Annotated in this window: 21 protein-coding genes; 12 read left to right on the top strand and 9 right to left on the bottom strand. The window is 65.4% G+C overall.

The features are described from left to right. Positions 1–42: 42 nt before the first annotated feature. A complete protein-coding gene (locus QCE49_RS05445) occupies positions 43–1,017 on the bottom strand; it encodes a DMT family transporter (protein WP_309805779.1) in 975 nt (324 codons plus the stop codon). Positions 1,018–1,210: 193 nt separating this feature from the next. Here QCE49_RS05445 and dapC point away from each other — a divergent pair, with 193 nt between their 5' ends. The 6 genes from dapC to cls all read left to right on the top strand — a co-directional run bounded on the left by dapC (position 1,211) and on the right by cls (position 7,460). Next, positions 1,211–2,428, top strand: a complete 1,218-nt coding sequence (dapC, locus tag QCE49_RS05440) for a succinyldiaminopimelate transaminase (RefSeq protein ID WP_250456412.1) — start codon at positions 1,211–1,213, stop codon at positions 2,426–2,428. A 51-nt stretch (positions 2,429–2,479) separates the two neighbouring features. Beyond that, positions 2,480–3,319, top strand: coding sequence for a 2,3,4,5-tetrahydropyridine-2,6-dicarboxylate N-succinyltransferase (dapD, locus tag QCE49_RS05435; protein WP_175979978.1), 840 nt, complete (start codon positions 2,480–2,482; stop codon positions 3,317–3,319). Positions 3,320–3,321: 2 nt separating this feature from the next. Beyond that, entirely contained in the window at positions 3,322–3,693 is a 372-nt protein-coding gene (locus tag QCE49_RS05430) for an ArsC family reductase (RefSeq protein WP_008350107.1), read from the top strand. A 95-nt stretch (positions 3,694–3,788) separates the two neighbouring features. Then, the gene (gene dapE, locus QCE49_RS05425; RefSeq protein ID WP_175979977.1) at positions 3,789–4,925 is read left to right on the top strand and encodes a succinyl-diaminopimelate desuccinylase; all 1,137 of its coding nucleotides are present in this window, start codon (positions 3,789–3,791) and stop codon (positions 4,923–4,925) included. A 30-nt stretch (positions 4,926–4,955) separates the two neighbouring features. Further along, positions 4,956–5,840: a 50S ribosomal protein L3 N(5)-glutamine methyltransferase gene (prmB, locus tag QCE49_RS05420; RefSeq protein WP_008350110.1), complete on the top strand. Its 885-nt coding sequence runs from the start codon at positions 4,956–4,958 to the stop codon at positions 5,838–5,840. 129 nt (positions 5,841–5,969) lie between these two features. After that, a complete protein-coding gene (cls, locus tag QCE49_RS05415) occupies positions 5,970–7,460 on the top strand; it encodes a cardiolipin synthase (protein WP_309805777.1) in 1,491 nt (496 codons plus the stop codon). Between the two features lie 6 nt (positions 7,461–7,466). Here cls and QCE49_RS05410 read toward each other — a convergent pair whose 3' ends face one another. Then, positions 7,467–7,958, bottom strand: coding sequence for a glutathione peroxidase (locus QCE49_RS05410; protein ID WP_250439607.1), 492 nt, complete (start codon positions 7,956–7,958; stop codon positions 7,467–7,469). A 155-nt stretch (positions 7,959–8,113) separates the two neighbouring features. On the opposite strand from QCE49_RS05410, the gene QCE49_RS05405 reads away from it, so the two are divergent. Continuing rightward, complete coding sequence (locus QCE49_RS05405) at positions 8,114–10,054, top strand: ATP-binding cassette domain-containing protein (RefSeq protein ID WP_008350117.1); 1,941 nt, start codon at positions 8,114–8,116, stop codon at positions 10,052–10,054. Between the two features lie 15 nt (positions 10,055–10,069). After that, a complete protein-coding gene (locus QCE49_RS05400; protein WP_034471999.1) occupies positions 10,070–11,092 on the top strand; it encodes a CaiB/BaiF CoA-transferase family protein in 1,023 nt (340 codons plus the stop codon). Here the strand turns inward: QCE49_RS05400 and QCE49_RS05395 are convergent. The 3 genes from QCE49_RS05395 to alr form a co-directional block, all read right to left on the bottom strand. Beyond that, positions 11,089–11,352, bottom strand: coding sequence for a DUF2866 domain-containing protein (locus QCE49_RS05395; RefSeq protein WP_008350121.1), 264 nt, complete (start codon positions 11,350–11,352; stop codon positions 11,089–11,091). The two genes, QCE49_RS05400 and QCE49_RS05395, sit on opposite strands and share 4 nt — an antisense overlap. A 162-nt stretch (positions 11,353–11,514) precedes the next feature. Continuing rightward, positions 11,515–12,900: a DNA repair protein RadA gene (gene radA, locus QCE49_RS05390; protein ID WP_175979974.1), complete on the bottom strand. Its 1,386-nt coding sequence runs from the start codon at positions 12,898–12,900 to the stop codon at positions 11,515–11,517. Positions 12,901–12,939: 39 nt separating this feature from the next. Beyond that, a complete protein-coding gene (gene alr, locus QCE49_RS05385; RefSeq protein ID WP_034472003.1) occupies positions 12,940–14,010 on the bottom strand; it encodes an alanine racemase in 1,071 nt (356 codons plus the stop codon). Positions 14,011–14,291: 281 nt separating this feature from the next. Between alr and lplT the strand changes: the two genes are divergently transcribed. Genes lplT through thiD form a run of 4 tightly spaced genes read left to right on the top strand, consistent with a single transcriptional unit; the run spans position 14,292 to position 17,894 of the window. Beyond that, positions 14,292–15,599 carry a lysophospholipid transporter LplT gene (gene lplT, locus QCE49_RS05380; RefSeq protein WP_008350127.1) on the top strand — a complete coding sequence of 436 codons (1,308 nt, stop codon included), beginning with the start codon at positions 14,292–14,294 and terminating at the stop codon, positions 15,597–15,599. A gap of 13 nt (positions 15,600–15,612) precedes the next feature. After that, positions 15,613–16,428 carry a hydroxyethylthiazole kinase gene (gene thiM, locus QCE49_RS05375; RefSeq protein ID WP_034472006.1) on the top strand — a complete coding sequence of 272 codons (816 nt, stop codon included), beginning with the start codon at positions 15,613–15,615 and terminating at the stop codon, positions 16,426–16,428. Between the two features lies 1 nt (position 16,429). Next, positions 16,430–17,077 carry a thiamine phosphate synthase gene (gene thiE, locus QCE49_RS05370; protein ID WP_175979973.1) on the top strand — a complete coding sequence of 216 codons (648 nt, stop codon included), beginning with the start codon at positions 16,430–16,432 and terminating at the stop codon, positions 17,075–17,077. A 10-nt stretch (positions 17,078–17,087) separates the two neighbouring features. Continuing rightward, positions 17,088–17,894: a bifunctional hydroxymethylpyrimidine kinase/phosphomethylpyrimidine kinase gene (thiD, locus tag QCE49_RS05365; protein ID WP_034472154.1), complete on the top strand. Its 807-nt coding sequence runs from the start codon at positions 17,088–17,090 to the stop codon at positions 17,892–17,894. 11 nt (positions 17,895–17,905) lie between these two features. Here thiD and QCE49_RS05360 read toward each other — a convergent pair whose 3' ends face one another. The 4 genes from QCE49_RS05360 to tsaB are packed head-to-tail and all read right to left on the bottom strand — an operon-like array spanning position 17,906 to position 21,039. Further along, positions 17,906–18,889, bottom strand: coding sequence for a DUF1853 family protein (locus QCE49_RS05360; RefSeq protein ID WP_250456413.1), 984 nt, complete (start codon positions 18,887–18,889; stop codon positions 17,906–17,908). Continuing rightward, the gene (locus tag QCE49_RS05355) at positions 18,889–19,782 is read right to left on the bottom strand and encodes a uracil-DNA glycosylase (protein ID WP_250434551.1); all 894 of its coding nucleotides are present in this window, start codon (positions 19,780–19,782) and stop codon (positions 18,889–18,891) included. Before QCE49_RS05355 ends, QCE49_RS05360 begins: the two co-directional genes overlap by 1 nt. Continuing rightward, complete coding sequence (gene rimI, locus QCE49_RS05350; RefSeq protein WP_008350138.1) at positions 19,769–20,263, bottom strand: ribosomal protein S18-alanine N-acetyltransferase; 495 nt, start codon at positions 20,261–20,263, stop codon at positions 19,769–19,771. Before rimI ends, QCE49_RS05355 begins: the two co-directional genes overlap by 14 nt. Beyond that, positions 20,260–21,039, bottom strand: a complete 780-nt coding sequence (tsaB, locus tag QCE49_RS05345) for a tRNA (adenosine(37)-N6)-threonylcarbamoyltransferase complex dimerization subunit type 1 TsaB (RefSeq protein WP_250456414.1) — start codon at positions 21,037–21,039, stop codon at positions 20,260–20,262. Before tsaB ends, rimI begins: the two co-directional genes overlap by 4 nt. Positions 21,040–21,169: the final 130 nt, after the last annotated feature.

Genomic DNA, 21,169 nt, shown 5'->3' with positions numbered 1-21,169 from the left:
GCAGTGAAGCACCATCAACTGGCCCGGCGAAAGCGGACTCCATCATACCATCGCGCGCGTCGATTTCTTTTTGCTTTCCGGCACTTCTATCGCGAAGTCGGACGCTGCGGACGAAGGCGAGCGCGCTGCCCGCGGCCGATGCACCCACGCCGACAGCACGCATGCAACGACGATGCACGCGCCGCCCGCCCATTCTCGCGCTCCGGGGACTTCGCCTGCGAAGAGCCACGCCGACAGCGCCGTGACGACGAGTTCGAACAGCATGATGATCGACGCACGATTGGCCGGCACGCGCGCGAGGCCGAGTTGCACGATCATGTTGTTGCCGGCGAGCACGACGCCCAGCCCGATCACGATCAGGCTCACGGTCGGCAAGAGAGCGGCTGCGGGCGGCGCGGGCATCGGCTCGAACAGCGTGACGATGGACGCGATGAGCGCCGCGCCGCCGAAGATCACCGCCGTGCGCATCTCGGGCTTCATCGCGGGCAGCGTACGGGTGACTTTCACGACGAGCACGTTGCTCATCGCGAAGCCCATGCCGCCCATCAGACCCGACCATTCGGCGAGATCGGCCGGCAGCGGCATGCCGAGTTCGGGCGACCAGAGCATGGTGACCGCGCCCGCGAGCGAGAGGAGCGAGAGCGCGGCGTCGGCGCGCGTGAGACGCTCTTTCAGGATGAAGTGCGCGAAGATCGCGGTCCACGCGGGCGTCAGATAGAAGAGCAGCAGCACGCGCATCACCTGACCGTGGATCGCGCCCCACACGAAACCGATATTGGTCACGCCCGCGGCCACGCCGAGCCCGACGAGCAGCCAGTGCCACGACAGCGTACTGATCGAGCGGCGTTTCGCGACGAGCACGAAGACGCACGCGGCGGCGCTCGTCGTCGCGCTCGCGGCCGTGCCGGAGAGGCCCATGGCGGCAAGCATCCGCATCGGATACCAGACAAGGCCCCACACCGACGCGCCGAGCATGATTGCGAGCGTCGGCCATGCATTGCGCACGCTGCTCGTCATCGAGATGGTCCTTGCATTGCGTCCGGCATCACTCGTGTTTTCGTCCTTCGTGGCGCGCGCCGCCCGCCGTTTCCGGCGCGACGCCACGCGCTATAATCGTGAGTTCGTTTCACGTCCGTTCGATTCTTCCGATTGCCGCGCTCGCAGGCGCTTCTCGCCTCGCGCGCATCGCTCACTGCTTACCGGTCACGCCGTGAATCCACTTCTCGAGAAACTTCAGTCTTATCCATTCGAAAAGCTTCGTCTGCTCTTCAAGGGCATCGAGCCGCGCGCGGGATTCACGCCGATCAGCTTCGGCATCGGCGAGCCGAAGCATCCGACGCCCGCGCTGATCCGCGATGCGGTGGCCGATTCGCTCGACGGCCTCGCGAGCTACCCGGCGACGCTCGGCAGCGAGCCGTTGCGCCGCGCGATCGCGGCATGGGTGATGCAGCGTTACGGCCTCGAATCGATCGATCCGGCAACCGAAGTGCTGCCTGTCTCCGGCTCGCGCGAGGCGCTTTTCGCGCTCGCGCAGACCGTGATCGACAGCCGCACGAACAAGGCCGCAGAACCGCCCATCGTACTCTGTCCGAACCCGTTCTATCAAATCTACGAAGGCGCGGCCCTGCTCGCGGGCGCCGAGCCGTACTTCGTCAACAGCGATCCGGCGCGCAACTTCGCGTGCGATTACTCGGCGGTGCCCGAAGAGATCTGGGCGCGCACGCAACTGCTCTACGTCTGCTCGCCGGGCAACCCGACGGGCGCCGTGCTCACGCTCGAAAACTGGCGCGAACTCTTCGCGCTGTCGGACAGGCACGGCTTCGTGATCGCATCGGACGAGTGTTATTCGGAGATCTATTTCGACGAAAGCAATCCGCCGCTCGGCGGCCTCGAAGCCGCGCGGCTGCTCAATCGCAACTTCGACCGTCTCGTGATGCTGTCGAGCCTGTCCAAGCGCTCGAACGTGCCGGGCATGCGTTCGGGCTTCGTCGCGGGCGATGCGTCGATCCTGAAGGACTTCCTGCTCTATCGCACGTATCACGGCGCGGCGCTGTCGACGGTGTTTCAGCGCGCGAGCATCGTCGCGTGGCAGGATGAAACGCACGTGCGCGACAACCGCGCGCAGTATCTGAAAAAATTCCAGACGGTCACGCCGATGCTCGCGGACGTCCTCGACGTGCGTTTGCCCGACGCCGCGTTCTACCTCTGGGCGAACGTTTCGGGCACCGGGCTCACCGATACCCAGTTCGCTGCACGCCTTTACGCCGACTATAATGTGACGGTTCTGCCGGGCTCCTTTCTCGCTCGCACGGCGCACGGCGCGAATCCCGGCGAAGGTTTCGTGCGCATCGCGCTCGTCGCTGAAACCGGGGAATGTGTCGAAGGCGCTCGCCGCATCGTCGAATTCTGCCGCACGCTCAGTTCCTGACAAACGGTTCTGAAACGTAGCCGGCCCAACTACCCATCCTTGATACCAACTATGTCGCAACAACTTCAGAGCATCATCGATACCGCCTGGGAAAACCGCGCCGAGCTGTCGCCCAAGGCCGCGCCCGCCGAAGTCCGCGAAGCCGTCGCGCATGCGATCGAGCAGCTCGACAAAGGCCAGATGCGCGTCGCCGAAAAGCGCGATGGCGACTGGGTCGTGAATCAGTGGCTCAAGAAGGCCGTGCTGCTGTCGTTCCGACTGGAAGACAACGCGCCGATGCCTGCCGGTGGCGGGTCTTACAACTACACGCAGTTCTACGACAAGGTGCCCTCGAAGTTCGCGAACTACACGGCCGAAGACTTCGCGGCGGGCGGTTTCCGCGTCGTGCCGCCGGCCATCGCGCGCCGCGGCTCGTTCATCGCGAAGAACGTCGTGCTGATGCCGTCTTACACCAACATCGGCGCATATGTCGACGAAGGCACGATGGTCGATACGTGGGCGACCGTCGGCTCGTGCGCGCAGATCGGCAAGAACGTACACCTGTCGGGCGGCGTGGGCATCGGCGGCGTGCTGGAGCCGCTGCAGGCGAACCCGGTCATCATCGAGGACAACTGCTTCATCGGCGCGCGTTCGGAAGTCGTGGAAGGCGTGATCGTCGAAGAGAATTCCGTCATCTCGATGGGCGTGTATCTCGGCCAGTCGACGAAGATCTACGATCGCGAAACCGGCGAAGTCACGTACGGCCGCATTCCGGCGGGCTCGGTCGTCGTCGCGGGCAACCTGCCGTCGAAGGACGGCTCGCACAGCCTGTACTGCGCGGTCATCGTGAAGAAGGTCGACGCCAAGACGCGCGCGAAAGTCGGCCTGAACGAACTGCTGCGAGGCGACTGATTTTGGCACGCGGATCCACCCCGACGACTGTCGTCTACGGCATTCCGAACTGCGACACGGTGAAGAAGGCGCGCGTGTGGCTGGAAGAGCACGGCGTGCCGTTCGAGTTTCACGACTTCAAGAAAGCCGGCGTGAACGAGAAGCTGGTTCAGGACTGGCTGAAGGACGTATCGCTCGATCAGCTCATCAACAAGCGCGGCACGACGTGGCGCGGCCTGTCGGACGTGCACAAGGCCGAAGCCGACACGACCAACGGCGCGATCGCGCTGATGATCCACAAGCCGTCGATCATCAAGCGGCCGGTCGTGGTGGTGAACGGACGCGTGAAGACGCTCGGATTTTCCGCCGAGCAGTACGAAACGCTCTTTGCCTGAGCCGATGCGATGACTGTGAATCCGACGGTCATCGCGAGCTTGCTACGAGTGCCGGCCCGCGCGCCGGCATTTTTTATCGCTGTGGAAAAAGAACCATGTCCGGCACCCTTTCCCTTACCGAAGCGCTGATCGAACGCGCATCCGTCACGCCCGACGACAAGGCTTGCCAGGCGCTCATGATCGAGCGGCTCGCGGCGATCGGCTTCGAATGCGAAACGATCGAATCGGGCGGCGTCACGAACCTGTGGGCCGTCAGGCGCGGCACGGACGCAAGCGGCAAGCTGCTCGCCTTCGCCGGCCATACCGACGTCGTGCCGACCGGCCCGCTCGAACAGTGGAGCTCGCCGCCCTTCACCCCGACGCATCGCGACGGCAAACTCTACGGTCGCGGCGCGGCGGACATGAAGGCGTCGCTCGCGGCGTTCGTCGTGTCGAGCGAGGAATTCGTCGCGCAGCATCCGGAACATCGCGGTACGCTCGCGTTTCTCATCACGAGCGATGAAGAAGGCCCCGCGACCGACGGCACGATCAAGGTCGTTCAAGCGCTGAAGGCGCGCGGCACGCGGCTCGATTACTGCATCGTCGGCGAGCCGACTTCGAACGCCACGCTCGGCGACATGGTCAAGAACGGCCGGCGCGGCTCGATGACGGGCAAGCTCGTCGTCAAGGGCGTGCAGGGGCATATCGCGTATCCGCATCTCGCGAAGAATCCGGTGCATCTGCTCGCGCCCGCGCTCGCCGAGCTCGTCGCCGAAAAATGGGACGACGGCAACGAATATTTCCCGCCGACAACCTGGCAAGTGTCGAACCTGCATTCGGGCACCGGCGCGACCAACATCATTCCCGGTCATGCCGACCTGATGTTCAACTTCCGCTTCTCGACCGCGAGCACGGTCGAGAGCCTGCAAAGCCGCGTCCACGCGATCCTTGACAAGCACGGCCTCGAATACGACCTGCAGTGGATCGTGAGCGGCCTGCCGTTTCTCACCCCGCGCGGTGCGCTGTCCGACGCGCTCGAAAAAGCCATCGCCGATGAAACCGGCGTGCGCACCGAGCTGTCTACTACGGGCGGCACGTCCGACGGACGCTTCATCGCGCAAATCTGCGATCAGGTCGTCGAATTCGGCCCGCCGAACGGCACGATCCACAAGATCGACGAGCATGTCGAAGTGCGCTTCATCGAACCGTTGAAGAACGTGTACCGCCGCGTGCTCGAAGCACTGATCGCCTAATTCAAATCCGACAATAAAAAGGAGCCTTCGATGGCGCTGCCCTTCACCACCGTGCGCGACCTGCTGCGCTTCGGCGTCTCGCGTTTCACCGAAGCGGGCTTGTCCTTCGGCCACGGCTCGTCCAATGCCTACGACGAAGCCGCGTATCTGATCCTGCATACGCTGCATCTGCCGCTCGACACGCTCGATCCGTTCCTCGACGCGCGCCTGCTCGACCACGAGATCGACGCGGTCATGAAAGTCATCGAGCGCCGCGCGAAGGAACGCATTCCCGCCGCGTACATCACGCAGGAAGCGTGGATGCACGGCCGCCGCTTTTACGTCGATGAACGCGTGATCGTGCCGCGCTCGTTCATCGGCGAGTTGCTGCAGGACGGCTTGCAGCCGTATGTGGCCGATCCGGATCAGGTCACGCGCGTGCTCGAACTGTGCACCGGCTCGGGCTGCCTCGCGATTCTCGCGGCGCAGGCCTTCGAAAACGCCGATGTCGATGCCGTCGACATTTCCGCCGATGCGCTCGCGGTCGCGCGCCGCAATGTGGACGATTACGGTCTGGAAGAGCGCGTGAGCCTCTACGAAGGCGACCTGTACGCGCCGCTTCCCGAGGCGCGCTACGAGGTCATCATCACGAATCCGCCGTACGTCAACGCGGACGCGATGCAGGCGCTGCCGGCAGAGTACCGCCACGAACCCGAGCTCGCGCTCGCGGGCGGCGCGGACGGCATGGACGTGGTACGGCGCATCGTGCGCGACGCGGGCAAGTGGCTGACCGAGGACGGCGTGCTCGTCGTCGAGATCGGCAATGAGCGCCCGAATGTCGAAGCCGCGCTCGGCGGCCTCGATCTCGTCTGGCTCTCGACGAGCGCCGGCGACGACAACGTGTTCCTCATCCAGGCCGCCGACCTTCCGGCCTGAGCGTCCGCTTCTCCGTGAGCGGTCGTTGCGGCGGCGCAAGCGCTGCAACGATCGCTGACACTTCGCGTGGAAGGGTTGGGTAATATGGCAAATCGCCATTAGCCAAGCCCTTAGCTCCTTCCCGCGTCTATGCAAGCATCCGACTGGCTTCACCTCGGCACGCTCGTGATGGCCGCGCATGTGCTCGGCGTGATCGCCGCGATCCATGCCGTCATCAACACACGCACGTCGCAAGGCGCGGTCGCGTGGGCCGTGTCGCTCGTCGCGATGCCCTACTTCACGCTGATCCCGTATCTCTTCCTCGGCCGCAGCAAGTTCGCCGGCTATATCGACGAACGGCGGCTGGAAATCGAGATCCTGCGCAGCCGTTCGAAGCCTGCCGAATGGGATTCCGGCGCCCGCAGCGATGCGCCCGAAGCCGCTCCGCTCGTCGATTCCACCGGCGCGCGCGGCGAAATCGCGCCGGGGCCTGCCGCTTATCTCGGCAATCCGACGATCCGCACGCTGCAGCGCCTGTCCGGCATGCCGTTCTTGCGCGGCAACTCGGCCCGCGTGCTCATCAACGGCGACGCGACGTTCGCCGCGATTCTCGAAGCGATCGCCGGCGCCGAACGCTATGTGGTCGTGCAGTTCTTCATCGTGCGCGCCGATGCGCTCGGCGAAATGCTCAAGGACGCGCTCATCAAAAAAGCTCAGGCCGGCGTGCGCGTGTACTTCCTCTATGACAGCATCGGCAGCTTCGACCTGCCGCATCGCTACGTCAATGCGCTGCGGGCGGGCGGCGTCGAGGCGCATCCGTTCGCGGCCACCCGCAAGTTCGTGCACCGTTTCCAGATCAACTTCCGCAATCATCGGAAGATCTTCGTGGTGGACGGCAAATGCGCGTTCGTCGGCGGGCACAACGTGGGCGTCGAATATCTCGGCGGCAATCCGCGGCTTTCGCCGTGGCGCGACACGCATATCGAAGTGCGCGGCCCGGCGGTCGCGAGCATTCAGTTCGTGTTCACCGAAGACTGGTACTGGGCGACGCAACGCCTGCCGGAACTCGGCCCCGCGCCGCATTCCGGCGAGAACATGCACTGCATGGTGCTGTCGAGCGGCCCGGCGGACAAACAGGAAACCTGTTCGCTTTTCTTTGTCGAGGCGATCAACGCGGCGCGCGAGCGCATCTGGATCACATCGCCCTATCTGATTCCCGACGAAGCCGTGTTCTCGGCGCTGCGGCTCGCCGTGATGCGTGGCGTCGACGTACGCATCCTGATTCCGAGCCGGCGCGATCATCGCGTGGTGTTCGCGGCGTCGCGGCTTTACGCGTACGACCTCGTGCAGGCGGGCGTTCGCATCTTCCGCTACAAGCCGGGATTTCTGCATCAGAAGGTCGTGCTCGTCGACGGCATCGCCGCGTCGATCGGCAGCGCGAATCTCGACAATCGCTCGTTTCGCCTGAACTTCGAAATCACGGTGCTGACCGTCGATCGCGCGTTCGCTAGCGAAGTGGAAACCATGCTGCTCGCCGACTTCGCGCATTCGTTCGAGATCGACGCCAATGACTATCGCGGCAAGGCCTTCTGGCGGCGCATGGCGATGCACGTCGCGCGGCTTTTCTCGCCGATTCTCTGAGCGGCGTCAGAGCAGCTTTTCGATGTCGTCGGTGATCGATTCCGGCTTGGTCTGCGGCGCATAGCGCTTGATGACCTTGCCACTGCGATCGACGAGAAACTTCGTGAAATTCCACTTGATCGCTTCGATGCCGAGCAGGCCCGGTTCCTTGTCCTTCAGATACTTGTAGAGCGGATGCGCGTTGGAGCCGTTCACCTCGATCTTCGCGAACATCGGAAACGTGACGCCGTAGTTTTGCTCGCAGAAAGCGCCGATTTGCCCGGCATCGCCCGGTTCCTGCTTGCCGAACTGGTTGCACGGAAAGCCGAGCACCTCGAAACCGCGCGCCGCGTACTGTCGATAAACCTCCTGCAAACCCTGGTACTGCGGTGTGAATCCGCATTCGCTCGCCGTATTCACGATGAGCAGAACCTTGCCGCGGTACTTGTCGAGGCTGACGGTCGCGCCGTCGAGTGTTTCGGCCGAGAAGCCGTAGATGCCTTCGCTGGCTGTGCTCATGGCGTGCTCCGGAAAAATTCGATGAAAGTCACGCGATGCTAACCCGTCGCGCGTTCGCCCGCCATTAGCCGAACGGCCGACCCCTGCCGCGCAATCGGTCCGGTCTAAAATAGCGCTTTCCCTCAAAGCCGCGCCCTTTTCGCCGCCATTCCGACGTGATCCGCTTCAACCAGTTCAGCCTGTCCCGCGGCACCAAGCCGCTTTTCGAAGACACGAGCTTCACGCTCAATCCGGGCGAGAAGGCCGGTCTTGTCGGCGCAAACGGCGCGGGCAAGTCGACGCTCTTTTCCGTGCTGCGCGGCGAATTGCACGCGGACGGCGGCGACTTTTCGATGCCGCCGTCGTGGCGCATCGCGCACGTCGCGCAGGAAACGCCCGCCGTGGATCGCAGCGCACTCGACTACACGCTCGACGGCGACACGCATCTGCGTGCGATCGAGGCGCGCATCGTGGCCGCGTCCGCCGCGCATGACGGCGCGGCCGAAGCGGAAGCCCACGCCGCCTTCGCCGATGCCGATGGCTACACGGCGCCCGCGCGCGCCGAAACGCTGCTGCTCGGTCTCGGCTTCACGCTCGAGCAGACGCGCGAGCCGGTGTCGAGCTTCTCGGGCGGCTGGCGCATGCGCCTGAATCTCGCGCAGGCGCTGATGTGTCCGTCCGATCTGCTGCTGCTCGACGAACCGACCAACCACCTGGACCTCGACGCCATCGTCTGGCTGGAAGACTGGCTCGGGCGCTATGCGGGCACGCTCGTCGTGATCTCGCACGACCGTGAGTTCCTCGATTCGGTCTGCAACGTCACGCTGCATCTGGAAAATCGTCAGGTGAAGCGCTACGGCGGCAACTACAGCCAGTTCGAAGTGCTGCGCGCGCAGCAGATCGCGCTGCAACAAAGCGCGTACGAGAAGCAGCAAAGGACAGTCGCGCATCTGCAGAGTTTCATCGACCGATTCAAGGCCAAGGCGACCAAAGCCAAGCAGGCGCAAAGCCGCGTGAAGGCGCTGGAGAAGATGGAGCTGATCGCGCCCGCGCACGCAACCTCGCCCTTCACGTTCGAATTCCGCGAGCCCGACGCCGCGCCGAATCCGATGATGGTCATGGAGAGCGTGCGTTGCGGCTATCACAACGACGCGGGCGGCGAGATTCCAATCGTCGAAGGCGTGACGCTGTCGATCCAGAACGGCCAGCGCATCGGCTTGCTCGGCGCGAACGGTCAGGGGAAATCGACGCTCATCAAGACGCTCGCGCAGACGCTCGAACCGCTTTCCGGCGACGTCCGGCAGGGCAAAGGCTTGCAGATCGGCTATTTCGCGCAGCATCAACTGGAAACGCTGCGCCCGGACGATTCCCCGCTCCAGCATCTCGCGCGCCTCGCACCCGACACGCGCGAGCAGGAACTGCGCGACTTTCTCGGCAGCTTCAACTTCTCCGGCGACATGGCGACCGCGAAGATCGCGCCCTTTTCCGGCGGCGAGAAGGCGCGGCTCGCGCTGGCGCTCATCATCTGGCAAAAGCCGAATCTGCTGCTGCTCGACGAGCCGACCAACCACCTCGACCTCGAAACGCGCCACGCGCTGACCATGGCGCTCGCGCAGTTCGAAGGCACGCTCATACTCGTGTCGCACGACCGGCACTTGCTGCGCGCGACGACCGACACGTTCATGCTCGTCGCGAAGCATCGCCTGAGTCCGTTCGACGGCGATCTCGACGACTACCGCGACTGGCTTCTGCAGCACGCCGCCGAAACGCGCGCGGCGGCGAAGGAAGCGAGCGCCGCGGCCTCGGGCGAGGCGTCCGACAGCGCGCTCAATCGCAAGGAACAGCGCCGGCAGGAAGCTCAGGAACGGCAAAAGCTTGCGCATCTGACGAAGCCGCTCAAGTCGCGCATCGCCAAGATCGAGAAAGAGATGGAAAAGCTCAACGCGGAAAAATCGGCACTCGATGCGTTCGTCGCCGATCCGGCGAGCTACGAAGCGCCGATGAAAGCGAAACTCACTGAGACGATCCGACGCCAGGGCGAAGTGAATGCGCGCCTCGAAACGCTCGAAATGGAGTGGCTCGAAGCGCACGAGGAACTGGAGCAGATCGGCTCATAACAGGAGATCGACAACTTGACGACGCCTTCCCTCACCGGCCTGCGCGTGCTGGATCTGACGCGGCTTCTACCCGGCCCCATCGCCACGCTACGGCTCGCGGAACTCGGCGCCGATGTGCTCAAGATCGAGCCGCCGGGCGAAGGCGACTACACCCGCACGATGCTGCAAAGCGAAGCCGATCGGCAAAGCGGCACGCCGAGCGCGTTTTATCGCATCGTCAATCGCGGAAAGCGGCAGCTCACGCTCGATCTCAAAACGGACGAAGGCCGCGCGAAATTGATCGAACTTGCGCGCGATGCAGACGTGCTCGTCGAGAGCTTTCGACCTTCGGTGATGGCGCGGCTGGGCGTCGGCTACGACGTGCTGCGCGAGGCAAATCCGAAGCTCGTCTATTGCGCGATCACCGGTTTCGGCAGCGAGGGACCGTTCGCGCAGAAGGCCGGACACGATCTGAACTACATCGCGTATGCGGGCGTGCTGGATCAGCTCGCGGCGCGCGACGGCACCCCCATCGCGCCGAATTTCCAGTTGGCGGATCTGCTCGGCGGCGCGCTTTCGGCGGTCATGGAAATACTGGCGGCGGCGTGGCACGTCGCGCGCGGCGGCGAAGGACGTTGCCTGAATGTGTCGATGACGCACGCGGCGCACGCGCACAACGTGATGGCGCATATCGCGCTCGCCAATGCCGACGAAGCCACGACGCGCGCGGGCGCTGGCCTGCTGAACGGCGGCGCGCCCTGCTATGACGTGTATCGCACGCGCGATGACCGTTTCGTCGCGGTCGGCGCGCTGGAGCTGAAGTTCTGGCAGACCTTGTGCGAAGCGCTCGGCCGTCCCGATTGGGCGACGCGGCACTGGAGCCTCGGACAGGCGATTGGCGGTGCGGACGCGGCAGACTTGTCCGCGCAGCTTGCCGCGATTTTCCGCGAACGCACGCGCGACGAATGGATGACGTTGCTGGAGCCGCTCGATTGCTGCGTCGCGCCCGTGCTGACGCCTGCCGAAGCGGCGGCACACCCGCTTTTCAGAAGCGCCTAACGCCGCGGCAAGACCTGACGCGGCTGACGTTCGTCGTCGACGAGCACATGCTTGCGGCCCGTCACATGCTCGCGAATGGTCGCGACGACTTGATCCTCAGTGACATCGGCCGCGACGACGCGACGCGAGATCTGGCCTTGCTCGTCGATCCATTCGACGATCCGGCAGCCGCTGCCCCAAGGCTGCTGAAGCGGCGCGGAGACGCGGCATCCGCGCAGGTGGAAAGCGGGCTTCGGCCGGGCTGAATTAGCGTGTTTCAATGCGTGGTCCTCTCGATCCTTCCGGTCACTTCGCGTGTTGAAATGCCCTTGGCGAAGTTGGCCGGGTCCGTAGCCCTGTAAGGATAGGAAAACCGCGCGTCCGTTGGGTTACATTGCGCAACGGGATTTTTACACGCCGTTACGAAGGGTCCGATCGCGAAATCATTCGAGGTCGCGAACGCGGTCGATCGCTTCCTCGATGCGGTCCACGGCGATCACCTTCAGACCGTCGATGGCCTGCTTGGGCGCGTTCGCCTTCGGAATGAGCGCGACGGAAAAGCCTAGCTTCGCCGCTTCCTTCAGGCGATCCTGCCCGCGCGGAGACGGCCGGATTTCACCCGCCAAGCCCACCTCGCCGAACGTAATGAGACCCTTCGGCAGCGGCTTGTTGCGCATCGACGAGTGGATCGCGAGCAGCACGGCGAGATCGGCGGCGGGCTCGGTGATCTTCACGCCGCCGACCGCGTTCAGGAACACGTCCTGATCGAAACACGCAATTCCCGCGTGCCGATGCAGCACCGCCAGCAACAGCGCCAGCCGGTTTTGTTCCAGCCCGACCGCGAGCCGGCGCGGATTGGGCACGTGCGCGGTATCGACGAGCGCCTGCACTTCGACGAGCAGCGGCCGCGAACCTTCCTGCGTCACGAGCACGCACGAACCCGCGACGCTCTGCTCGTGCTGCGACAAAAATAGCGCCGACGGATTGGCGACGCCGCGCAAGCCCTTTTCCGTCATGGCGAAGACGCCGAGCTCGTTGACGGCGCCGAAGCGATTCTTGAACGCGCGCACGAGCCTGAACGACGAGTGCGTGTCGCCTTCGAAATACAGCACGGTATCGACGATGTGCTCCAGCACGCGCGGTCCCGCGAGGCTGCCCTCTTTCGTCACGTGGCCGACCATGATGATCGACGTGCCCGTCTGCTTGGCGATGCGCGTGAGTTGCGCCGCGCACTCGCGCACTTGCGCGACGGAGCCGGGCGCGGACGTCAGCGCTTCCGAGTAGATCGTCTGAATCGAGTCGATGACGGCGACTTCAGGCCGTTGCTCATCGATGGTCGCCTGGATCTTTTCGAGCTGAATTTCCGCGAGCAGCGCGAGATCGCCCGCGGCGCTCGCGCCGCCGATCAGTCCGAGCCGCTGCGCGCGCAGCGCGATCTGCGCGCCGGATTCCTCACCGCTCACGTAGAGCGCCGGCCGCTCGCGCGCGATTTCGGCGAGCGATTGCAGTAGCAATGTCGATTTGCCGATGCCCGGATCGCCGCCGATCAGCACGACGCCGCCCGGCACGAGCCCGCCGCCCAGCACGCGATCGAATTCGCCGACGCCCGTCGTGAAGCGCGGCACGTCCGACGCCTCGATTTCCGCGAGCTTGCGCACCGGCGAACTCTTCGCGAGCGCCTGGAAGCGATGGTTCGACGCCGTCTGCGCCACCGATTCGGTCAGCGTGTTCCACGCGTTGCATGCGGCGCACTGGCCGGTCCACTTCGGCGATTCCCCGCCGCATTCGCTGCACACATACAGCGTTTTTGCCTTCGCTACTTTTGCCACTCGAAGCCTTGCCTGATTTCTTGTTGTTGATTTCGTGTTTTATTCCGCGCGCACCGGCACGCGTTGCGCGATCGCGCACATGAGTTCGTAGCCGATCGTGCCGGCCGAGCTCGCGACATCGTCGATCGGCAGATTCGCGCCCCACAGTTCCACGCGCGAACCGATGCCGGCGTTCGGGCACGGCGTCAGATCGACGGTCAGCATATCCATCGACACGCGGCCGACGAGCCGCGTTCTCGCGCCGTCGACGATCACGGGCGTGCCTTCGGGCGCCACGCGCGGATAGCCGTCCGCGTAGCCGCACGCGACCACGCCGATGCGCATCGGCGTTCCCGCTGTATACGTCGAGCCATAACCGATGCTGCTCCCCGCGTCGACCGTCTGCACGGCGATCAGCTCGGACTGGAGCGTCATCGCGGGCTTGAGGCCGGTATCGGCGATATCCGCGGTCACGCCCGACGGCGATGCGCCGTACAGCATGATGCCGGGCCGCACCCAGTCGAAGTGCGCGCCCGGGTGCCACAAGAGCGCCGCCGAGTTCGCGAGACTGCGCGCGCCCGCGATGCCTTCCGCGCCGCGTTCGAACGCTTCCAGTTGATGCGCGACGCCGCGCGGGCCATCGGCATCGGAAAAATGGGTCATGAGCGTGATCTGGCCGACGCCCTGCACGGCGCGCGCGCGCTCCCACGCGGCGCGGAACTTCTCGGGCGTATAGCCGAGCCGGTTCATGCCGCTGTTCATCTTCAACTGAATGTTGACCGGTTTCGACAGCCGCGCCATTTCCAGCATCCGCAACTGCTCGTCGCAGTGCACGGCCGTGGTGAGGCTATAGCGGTCGATCACGTCGATGTCGGTCGGCCGGAAAAAGCCCTCGAGCAAAAGAATTGGCCCGGCCCACCCCAATTCACGCAACTTCGCGGCTTCTTCGAGGTCGAGAAGGCCAAAGCCGTCCGTTGCGCGCAAACCGGGGAACGCCCGGGCGAGACCGTGGCCATATGCATTGGCCTTGACGACGGCCCAGATCTTGGATTTCGGGGCGTACTTGCGTGCAACGGCCAGGTTGTTGGCGAGCGCGGCGGTGTGAATTGTTGCTGAAAGGGGGCGCGGCATGAGCGTTTGGTGGAATTGCAACGAGTGCGGTCTAAAAGGCCAGCATACGCGAGCGGGACGCGTCCTGCTGCGCCGACCGGGACGCCTTGCGAATCAGTATGTTATGAGGAATCACGAACACAGGCGCGTCATTTCTGGCGCGATCGAGATTACTGCTAGTCAGAATGCGCCTATTTTCGTGTTATAAAGCCGTGCACACAACCCATTTCGAAAGGCATAAGCCCGAGTGCACGACCGGTGCCCGGGGCGGATCACCCGCAGTGAGGAAAGCTTCGGATCAGATGAAAAAAGGTTTTTACACCATCATGGCCGCGCAGTTTTTCTCATCGCTGGCCGATAACGCTCTACTGATCGCTGCCATTGCACTGCTGAAAGACCTTCACGCCCCGAACTGGATGACGCCGCTGCTCAAGCTGTTCTTCGTCCTGTCGTATGTGATTCTCGCGGCTTTCGTCGGCGCTTTCGCGGATTCCCGGCCCAAGGGCCACGTCATGTTCGTGACCAATTCGATCAAGGTCGTGGGCTGCGTGACGATGCTCTTCGGCGCGCATCCGTTGCTCGCGTATGGCATCGTCGGGTTCGGCGCGGCGGCCTATTCGCCCGCGAAATACGGCATTCTGACCGAGCTCCTGCCAGCCGATCGGCTCGTCGCCGCGAACGGCTGGATCGAAGGCACGACGGTCGGCTCGATCATCCTCGGCACGGTCATGGGCGGCGCGCTCATCAGTCCGCATATCGCGAGTCATCTGCTGTCGCTGCACATTCCGCGCATCAACACGCCCGCCGAAGCCGCAATGCTCGTCATCATGCTGATGTACGTGATCGCCGCGATCTTCAATCTGCGCATTCCCGACACCGGCGCGCGCTATCCGAAGCAGGAGACGCGGCCGCTCAAGCTCATCACCGATTTCGCCGACTGCTTTCTCGTGCTCTGGCGCGACAAGCTCGGCCAGATCTCGCTCGCCGTCACGACGCTCTTCTGGGGCGCAGGCGCGACGCTGCAGTTCATCGTGCTGAAATGGGCCGAAGTGTCGCTCGGCATGACGCTCTCGCAGGCAGCGATCCTGCAGGCGGTGATCGCGGTCGGCGTCGCGGCGGGCGCGGTGCTCGCGGCCGCGCGCGTGCCGCTCAAGCGCTCGCTCAGCGTGCTGCCGGTAGGCATCGTCATGGGACTCGCCGTCATGCTGATGGCCTTCTACACGCGCCATCTCTTTCCCGCGCACTGGGGCATCTACTTCGGCAAGATGCACTTCCCCGGCTATCTGCTGATCGCATATGTGTTCCTGATGATCGTCGGCGGCCTGTCGGGCTTCTTCGTCGTGCCGATGAACGCGCTGCTCCAGCATCGCGGGCACGTTCTGCTTTCCGCCGGGCATTCCATCGCCGTGCAGAACTTCAACGAGAACCTGTCGGTGCTCGTCATGCTGTGCCTCTACGCCGTGCTCGTGTGGCTCGACGTGCCGATCCAGTTCGTCATCGTGCTGTTCGGCTCGTTCGTGTGTCTCATGATGTACTTCGTGATGCGACGGCATCAGGCCAATCAGCGCGCGTTCGATTCGGTCGCGCTGATCGGCGAAGCGCGGCACTGACCCTCTTCGCATCATGCTTGCCGCCGATCTCTTTTCCTTCGTCACCCGCGTGCGCGAACGCGCGCCGCTCGTGCATTGCCTCACGAATCTCGTCGTCACCAACTTCACCGCGAACGTGCTGCTCGCGATCGGCGCCGCGCCCGCGATGGTCGTCGCGCGCGAGGAAGTCGGCGAATTCGCGGCCGTCGCCAATGCGCTGTCGGTCAATCTCGGCACGCTCGACGTGCCGCAGAGCCGCGCGATCCGCGCCGCCGTCGAGGCCGCCAACAGCGCGGGCACGCCGTGGGTGCTCGATCCGGTCGCGGTCGGGCCGCTCGCGTTTCGCACGGAATTTGCGTTCGATCTGCTCGATGCGAAGCCCGCGGTGATCCGCGGCAACGCGTCGGAGATCATCAGCTTGTCGGGGGGCGCAGCGAGCGGACGCGGCGTCGACAGCACCGCCGCCACCGATGCCGCGCTCGACGCCGCGCAGGTGCTCGCGCTGAAGACGCAGGCCGTCGTCGCGGTCACGGGCGAGACCGATTACGTGACCGATGGCCGCCGCGTCATCGCGATGTCGAACGGCTCGCCCTTGATGACGCGCGTGACGGGCGTCGGCTGCGCGTTGTCCGCGACGGTGGCCGCGTTCGTCGGCGCGGCGCCGGATCGCGACGCGTTCTGGTCCGCGACCGTCGCCGCCATCGCCTATTCGACCATCGCGGGGGAACTCGCCGCGCGCGACGCCGCGCTGCCCGGCAGCTTCGCCGTCGCGTATCTGGACCGGCTCGCATCGCTCGATGAAGCCGCGTTCGGCAAGACGCTCGTGCAGCGCGACATCGTTGCCGGCTGACATGCGCGCTTCGTTCGATCTCTCGCTCTATCTCGTGCTCGATCCCGTGCAGTGCGGCGGTCATGACGCGGCGGTTCGTGTCGCGCGCGCCGCGCTCGAAGGCGGCGCGACCATCGTGCAACTGCGCGCGCCCGAGTGGCACAAGCGCGCGTGGTTCGAACTCGCGCGCGATTTGCTGCCGATCACGCGCGCGCACGGCGTGCCGTTTGTCGTCAACGATCATGTCGATGTCGCGCTGGCTGTCGGCGCGGATGGCGTGCATATCGGCCAGCGCGATCTGCCCGCCGATGTCGCGCGCCGACTGCTCGGGCCGGACGCGCTGATCGGCCTGTCGGTATCGAATCTCGATGAAACCGCCGACGCGGCGAAACGCGCGGACGTCGTCGATTATCTCGGCGCGGGTCCGGTGTACGCGACGCCGACCAAGACCGACGCCTCCACGCCCTGCGGCATCGACGGTCTCGCTGAAATCTGCGCGGCCGCGCATGTGCCGACCGTCGCGATCGGCGGCATTCAGGCGCATAACGCCGCAGACGTCATGCGCGCGAAGCCGGCCGGTCTCGCGGTGGTGTCGGCGATCTGCAAGGCGGCCGATCCGCGCACGGCGGCCTCGGCGCTTGCCGCGACCATCGCACAGTCACGCATCTAAGCTCATGGCAATCACGAAAACCATTCCGAACGTCCTCACGATCGCCGGCTCCGACTCGGGCGGCGGCGCGGGCATTCAGGCCGATCTGAAGGCGTTCTCCGCGCTCGGCGCGTACGGCGCGAGCGTCATCACGGCGCTCACCGCGCAAAACACGCGCGGCGTGACAGCCGTTCACGCGCCGGAGCCCGCGTTCATCGCGGCGCAGCTCGACGCCGTGTTCGACGACATCCGCATCGATGCCGTGAAGATCGGCATGCTGGCGAACGCGGGCATCGTGCGCGCGGTCGCCGAGGCGCTCAAGCGCCATCGGCCGAAACATGTTGTGCTCGACACCGTGATGATCTCGAAGAGCAATCACGCGCTGCTCGCGCCGGAAGCCGTTGCCGCGTTGCGCGACGAATTGCTGCCGCTCGCGACGCTCGTCACGCCGAATCTGCCGGAAGCGGCGGCGCTGTTAGGCGACGAAAGCGCCGCCGACGAAGACGCGATGGTCCGTCAGGGCGAAGCCTTGCGCGCGCTCGGCGCGCGGGCCGTGCTGATGAAAGGCGGCCACCTTGCATCGAACGACAGTCCCGACTGGCTGATCGAGGCGGCGGGCGCACTGAGGCTCGGCGGCGCGCGCGTGCCGCTCAAGAACACGCACGGCACGGGCTGCACGCTGTCGTCGGCGATCGCGGCGCTGATTGCGCAAACCGACGATCTTGCGAGCGCGACCGCCGAGGCGAAGCGCTATCTGACCGGCGCGATCGAAGCGAGCGTGCGGCTCGACGTCGGTCATGGCGTGGGTCCGGTGCATCATTTTTTCCGCTGGTGGTGATCAGCCGGTGATCACTCCGCCGACGCGGCGAACGCCCGCGCGCGCTCCGGCCAGTCGTCCGGCACGATGAAGCCTCGCGATTCCTCCACGAAATTCCCCGCTTCGTCGCGCGCGTAGGCGGCAACCATCGTCGGCGCGATCGTGCCTTCGAGACGCGCGCGAATCGCATCCGATTCCGCGATCAGCGTTTCGGCGGCATCCCCATTGAGCCGCCGCGACGCGAGCCACGCCATGCGCGGCTGCACGACCCACGCGCGCTCATCGTCCGACGCATTCGAGCGCGCGTCGCGCCATTCCGACGCCGTCAGCCACCATCCGCGCAGATGGTGCTCCCCTATTTCGCGCGCGGGCACGACCTCGTCGCCGCCGAGCCCGTGATAGAAAAGCCGGCCTTTGATGAACAACTGCGCCTGCCACGGACCGTCGAAGCCGAGCAACGCGAACTCGGCGCGCCGCGTCAGCGCCAGTTGATGCGTGAGAAGCCGCTCGTGCTTGATATCGAAGCGATCCTGCAGATTCGGCCCGACGTAGTTCGACAGACGCGCCGCGCGCGCCGCATCGCCGTCGCTATCGTCGATATGCAGGTAGAACTTCACCGCCAGCTCCCAGTGCAGCCGCGCGCCATCCGCCGATTCGAGCAGGAAATCGCATTCGCCGATGGTGCGCCGCTGTTGCCGCAACGGCACGTTCGCCGCGATGAGGCGCGCCGCCGGACCGTGCGCGAGAAAAAAGCGGATGAGGCTCTCGGCGTAGATGCCGAGGCGCGTGAACTTCGGATCGCGCGCGTGATCGTGCAGCGGCTGCGGCGCGGCATCGAGCGCCTTCAGCCACACGAGCGTCGCGTCGCGCTCCGCTGTCGACGCGAACGGATGCGCGAGCGCGGCGTCGCCTTCGCGCAGCAGATCGGGAGCGAACAGAAGCCAGGCGAGATCGCGAACCGTGACGTCGCCGAAACGATCGACGAGACCCGTGAGATCGCTCGCCCGGGCCGTCATCAGACGCCGCCCTTCTCTGCTCCTTGCTCGACGCCGAGCGCGGCGAGCGCCTCGCGATACGTATTGCGCGCGAGGCAGAGATCGGCCCACGCCTTCGACTTGTCCTGCAGGCTGCGCAGCAAATAAGCCGGGTGATACGTGACGACCACCGGCACGCCACGATACTCGTGCACGCGTCCGCGCATCGATGCGATGCTCGCCTCGTTCTTCAGCAGACTCTGCGCGGCGAAGCGTCCCATCGCGACGATGACCTTCGGCTTCACGAGTTCGACCTGCCGTTGCAGATACGGCTCGCAGCGCGCGACTTCGTCGAGCTCGGGATTGCGGTTGCCGGGCGGCCGGCACTTGATGACATTCGCGATATAGACGTTCGTCTGCCGCGACAGCGTGAGCGCGCGCAGCATGTTGTCGAGCAGCTTGCCCGCCTGGCCGACGAACGGCTCGCCTTGCTTGTCCTCGTTCTCGCCCGGCGCTTCGCCGATCAGCATCCAGTCGGCTTCGCGATCGCCGACGCCGAAGACCGTGTTCGTGCGGCGCTCGCACAGACGGCAGCGCTCGCAGGTCGCGACGCGTTCGGCGAGCGCATCCCAGCCGAGCGTGTGGATGTCGCTCGGGGCTTCCGCGGTGGCGGGCTCGACATGGAGCGGCGTTTCGTCGGTCCAGGGGAGATCGTCGTAGGCGTCGAGCGGCGGCGCGTCGGATTCGGGCTGTGCGGACTGGAGCGGCTTCGGCTCCGGCCGCATGTCGACGACGACGGGCGCGGGTGCTTCCGCCATCGTGGCGATCGCTTCAGGCGTGCGCTCTTCCTCGACCTTCGGCGCGGGCGCAAGCCCACGCCGTACCCAGACCGGCCCGATTCCCAACTCTTCGATCAGCATTTCATCGAGCGCCATGCGCAGTCTCCTCCGTAAACGACAGACGCATGACGATTGCGTCCTCGCGCGAGCGATGCCGCGCGGGGTAATAGTTCTTGCGGCGTCCGATGGCCGCGAAGCCAAAACGCTCGTAGAGCTGGATCGCGCGCGGATTGGACGGCCGCACTTCGAGCAGCACGCCTTCGAGCTTCTCCGCGCGCGTGATGCGGACCGCTTCGCGCAGAAGCGTCAGACCCGCCCCCGCCCGCTGCGCAGACGGTGCGACGCACAGATTGAGCAGATGCATCTCGTCGACGACGGGCATCAGCACGCAATAGCCGATCAGCGTGCCGGTCACATGGCGCAGACACACGCCGAAATAGCCATTGCGCAGCGAATCCTGAAAATTGCCGCGGCTCCACGGAAACTCGTAGGCGAGCTTTTCGACCGCGGCGACTTCGTCGAGGTCCGCTTCCGTCATCGGTGTGAGATACCGATCGGCCAGCAGCACGCCGCTCACCGAAGCGCCTCCTCGCGAGCCTGCATGCGTTCGGCCGTCGTCTGGGCGACCTTGTCGCGCACATATTCGGGCGCGGCGTGTTCGGGTGCGACCGCGCGCCCAGCCCGCCAGTCCCGCAAGCCGATGAGCGCGACCGGCAACGCGTGCGGCAGCGCCTCGCGATCGACACGCGCGGCGGCGGCGAGCGCCGGCAGACGATCGCCGAATGCGGACGCGGCGTTGCCCGCGAGCGCGAACGGCACGTCGGGCAGAGGCAGCGCGCCGGGCGCATCGAGCGCGGCCGGATGCAGCGTGCGCCAGTCGCCGGCGGCGGCATCGAATTCGAAATCGGCCCAGTACGCTTCATCCATGCGGGCGTCCAGCGCCGCTAGCACGCGCGCCGGGATCGACGGATCGTTCACGCGCGCGTGCTCCGCGCAGGCGAGCAGCGTGCTCACCGGCACGACCGGCACGTTCAAACCGAACGCCAGGCCTTGCGCCACGCCTGTCGCCGTGCGCAAGCCGGTGAACGAGCCCGGGCCCGCGCCGAATGCGATCGCCGCGCAGTCGGCGAGCGCGAGCCCGGCGTCGGCGAAAAGCTCGCGCACGGCCGGCAAAAGGCGCGTGCTCGACACGGCGCCGGTCGCCTCGTGGCGAAACCACACGCGCGTGTCGCCGTTCACGTATTGAGGCGCGGCGGAGTTCGGAGTGGCGGCGAAAGCGCTGTCGGCGAGCAGGAGCGCGACGGAGCAAAATTCCGTCGAGGTGTCGAGGGCGAGCAAAACGGTGCGTGTCATAGCCGGTATTGTAATGCGGGACATGCGCCGGATTCGCGTGATCGGCGATACGCGGTCGATCCAATTCGCGTCCGCAAGGCGCCTGGAAGGCGTCCTCGGTTGGAGGAAAGCCTCGACCGGGCTCGCGCGT

Origin of the sequence: Caballeronia sp. LZ008 (assembly GCF_031451435.1) — a bacterium.
GTDB classification, from domain to species: Bacteria; Pseudomonadota; Gammaproteobacteria; order Burkholderiales; family Burkholderiaceae; genus Caballeronia; species Caballeronia zhejiangensis.
Note: the sequence above shows the minus strand (reverse complement) of the source record. Positions and strands in the feature narration are given on the sequence as shown.

What these genes read in the sequence shown, in the direction of transcription:
- QCE49_RS05445 (WP_309805779.1), bottom strand. Translation starts at nt 1,017, where the DNA reads ATGACGAGCAGCGTGCGCAATGCATGGCCGACGCTCGCAATCATGCTC.
- dapD (WP_175979978.1), top strand. Translation starts at nt 2,480, where the DNA reads ATGTCGCAACAACTTCAGAGCATCATCGATACCGCCTGGGAAAACCGC.
- dapE (WP_175979977.1), top strand. Translation starts at nt 3,789, where the DNA reads ATGTCCGGCACCCTTTCCCTTACCGAAGCGCTGATCGAACGCGCATCC.
- prmB (WP_008350110.1), top strand. Translation starts at nt 4,956, where the DNA reads ATGGCGCTGCCCTTCACCACCGTGCGCGACCTGCTGCGCTTCGGCGTC.
- cls (WP_309805777.1), top strand. Translation starts at nt 5,970, where the DNA reads ATGCAAGCATCCGACTGGCTTCACCTCGGCACGCTCGTGATGGCCGCG.
- QCE49_RS05410 (WP_250439607.1), bottom strand. Translation starts at nt 7,958, where the DNA reads ATGAGCACAGCCAGCGAAGGCATCTACGGCTTCTCGGCCGAAACACTC.
- alr (WP_034472003.1), bottom strand. Translation starts at nt 14,010, where the DNA reads ATGCCGCGCCCCCTTTCAGCAACAATTCACACCGCCGCGCTCGCCAAC.
- lplT (WP_008350127.1), top strand. Translation starts at nt 14,292, where the DNA reads ATGAAAAAAGGTTTTTACACCATCATGGCCGCGCAGTTTTTCTCATCG.
- thiM (WP_034472006.1), top strand. Translation starts at nt 15,613, where the DNA reads ATGCTTGCCGCCGATCTCTTTTCCTTCGTCACCCGCGTGCGCGAACGC.
- thiE (WP_175979973.1), top strand. Translation starts at nt 16,430, where the DNA reads ATGCGCGCTTCGTTCGATCTCTCGCTCTATCTCGTGCTCGATCCCGTG.
- QCE49_RS05360 (WP_250456413.1), bottom strand. Translation starts at nt 18,889, where the DNA reads ATGACGGCCCGGGCGAGCGATCTCACGGGTCTCGTCGATCGTTTCGGC.
- QCE49_RS05355 (WP_250434551.1), bottom strand. Translation starts at nt 19,782, where the DNA reads ATGGCGCTCGATGAAATGCTGATCGAAGAGTTGGGAATCGGGCCGGTC.
- tsaB (WP_250456414.1), bottom strand. Translation starts at nt 21,039, where the DNA reads ATGACACGCACCGTTTTGCTCGCCCTCGACACCTCGACGGAATTTTGC.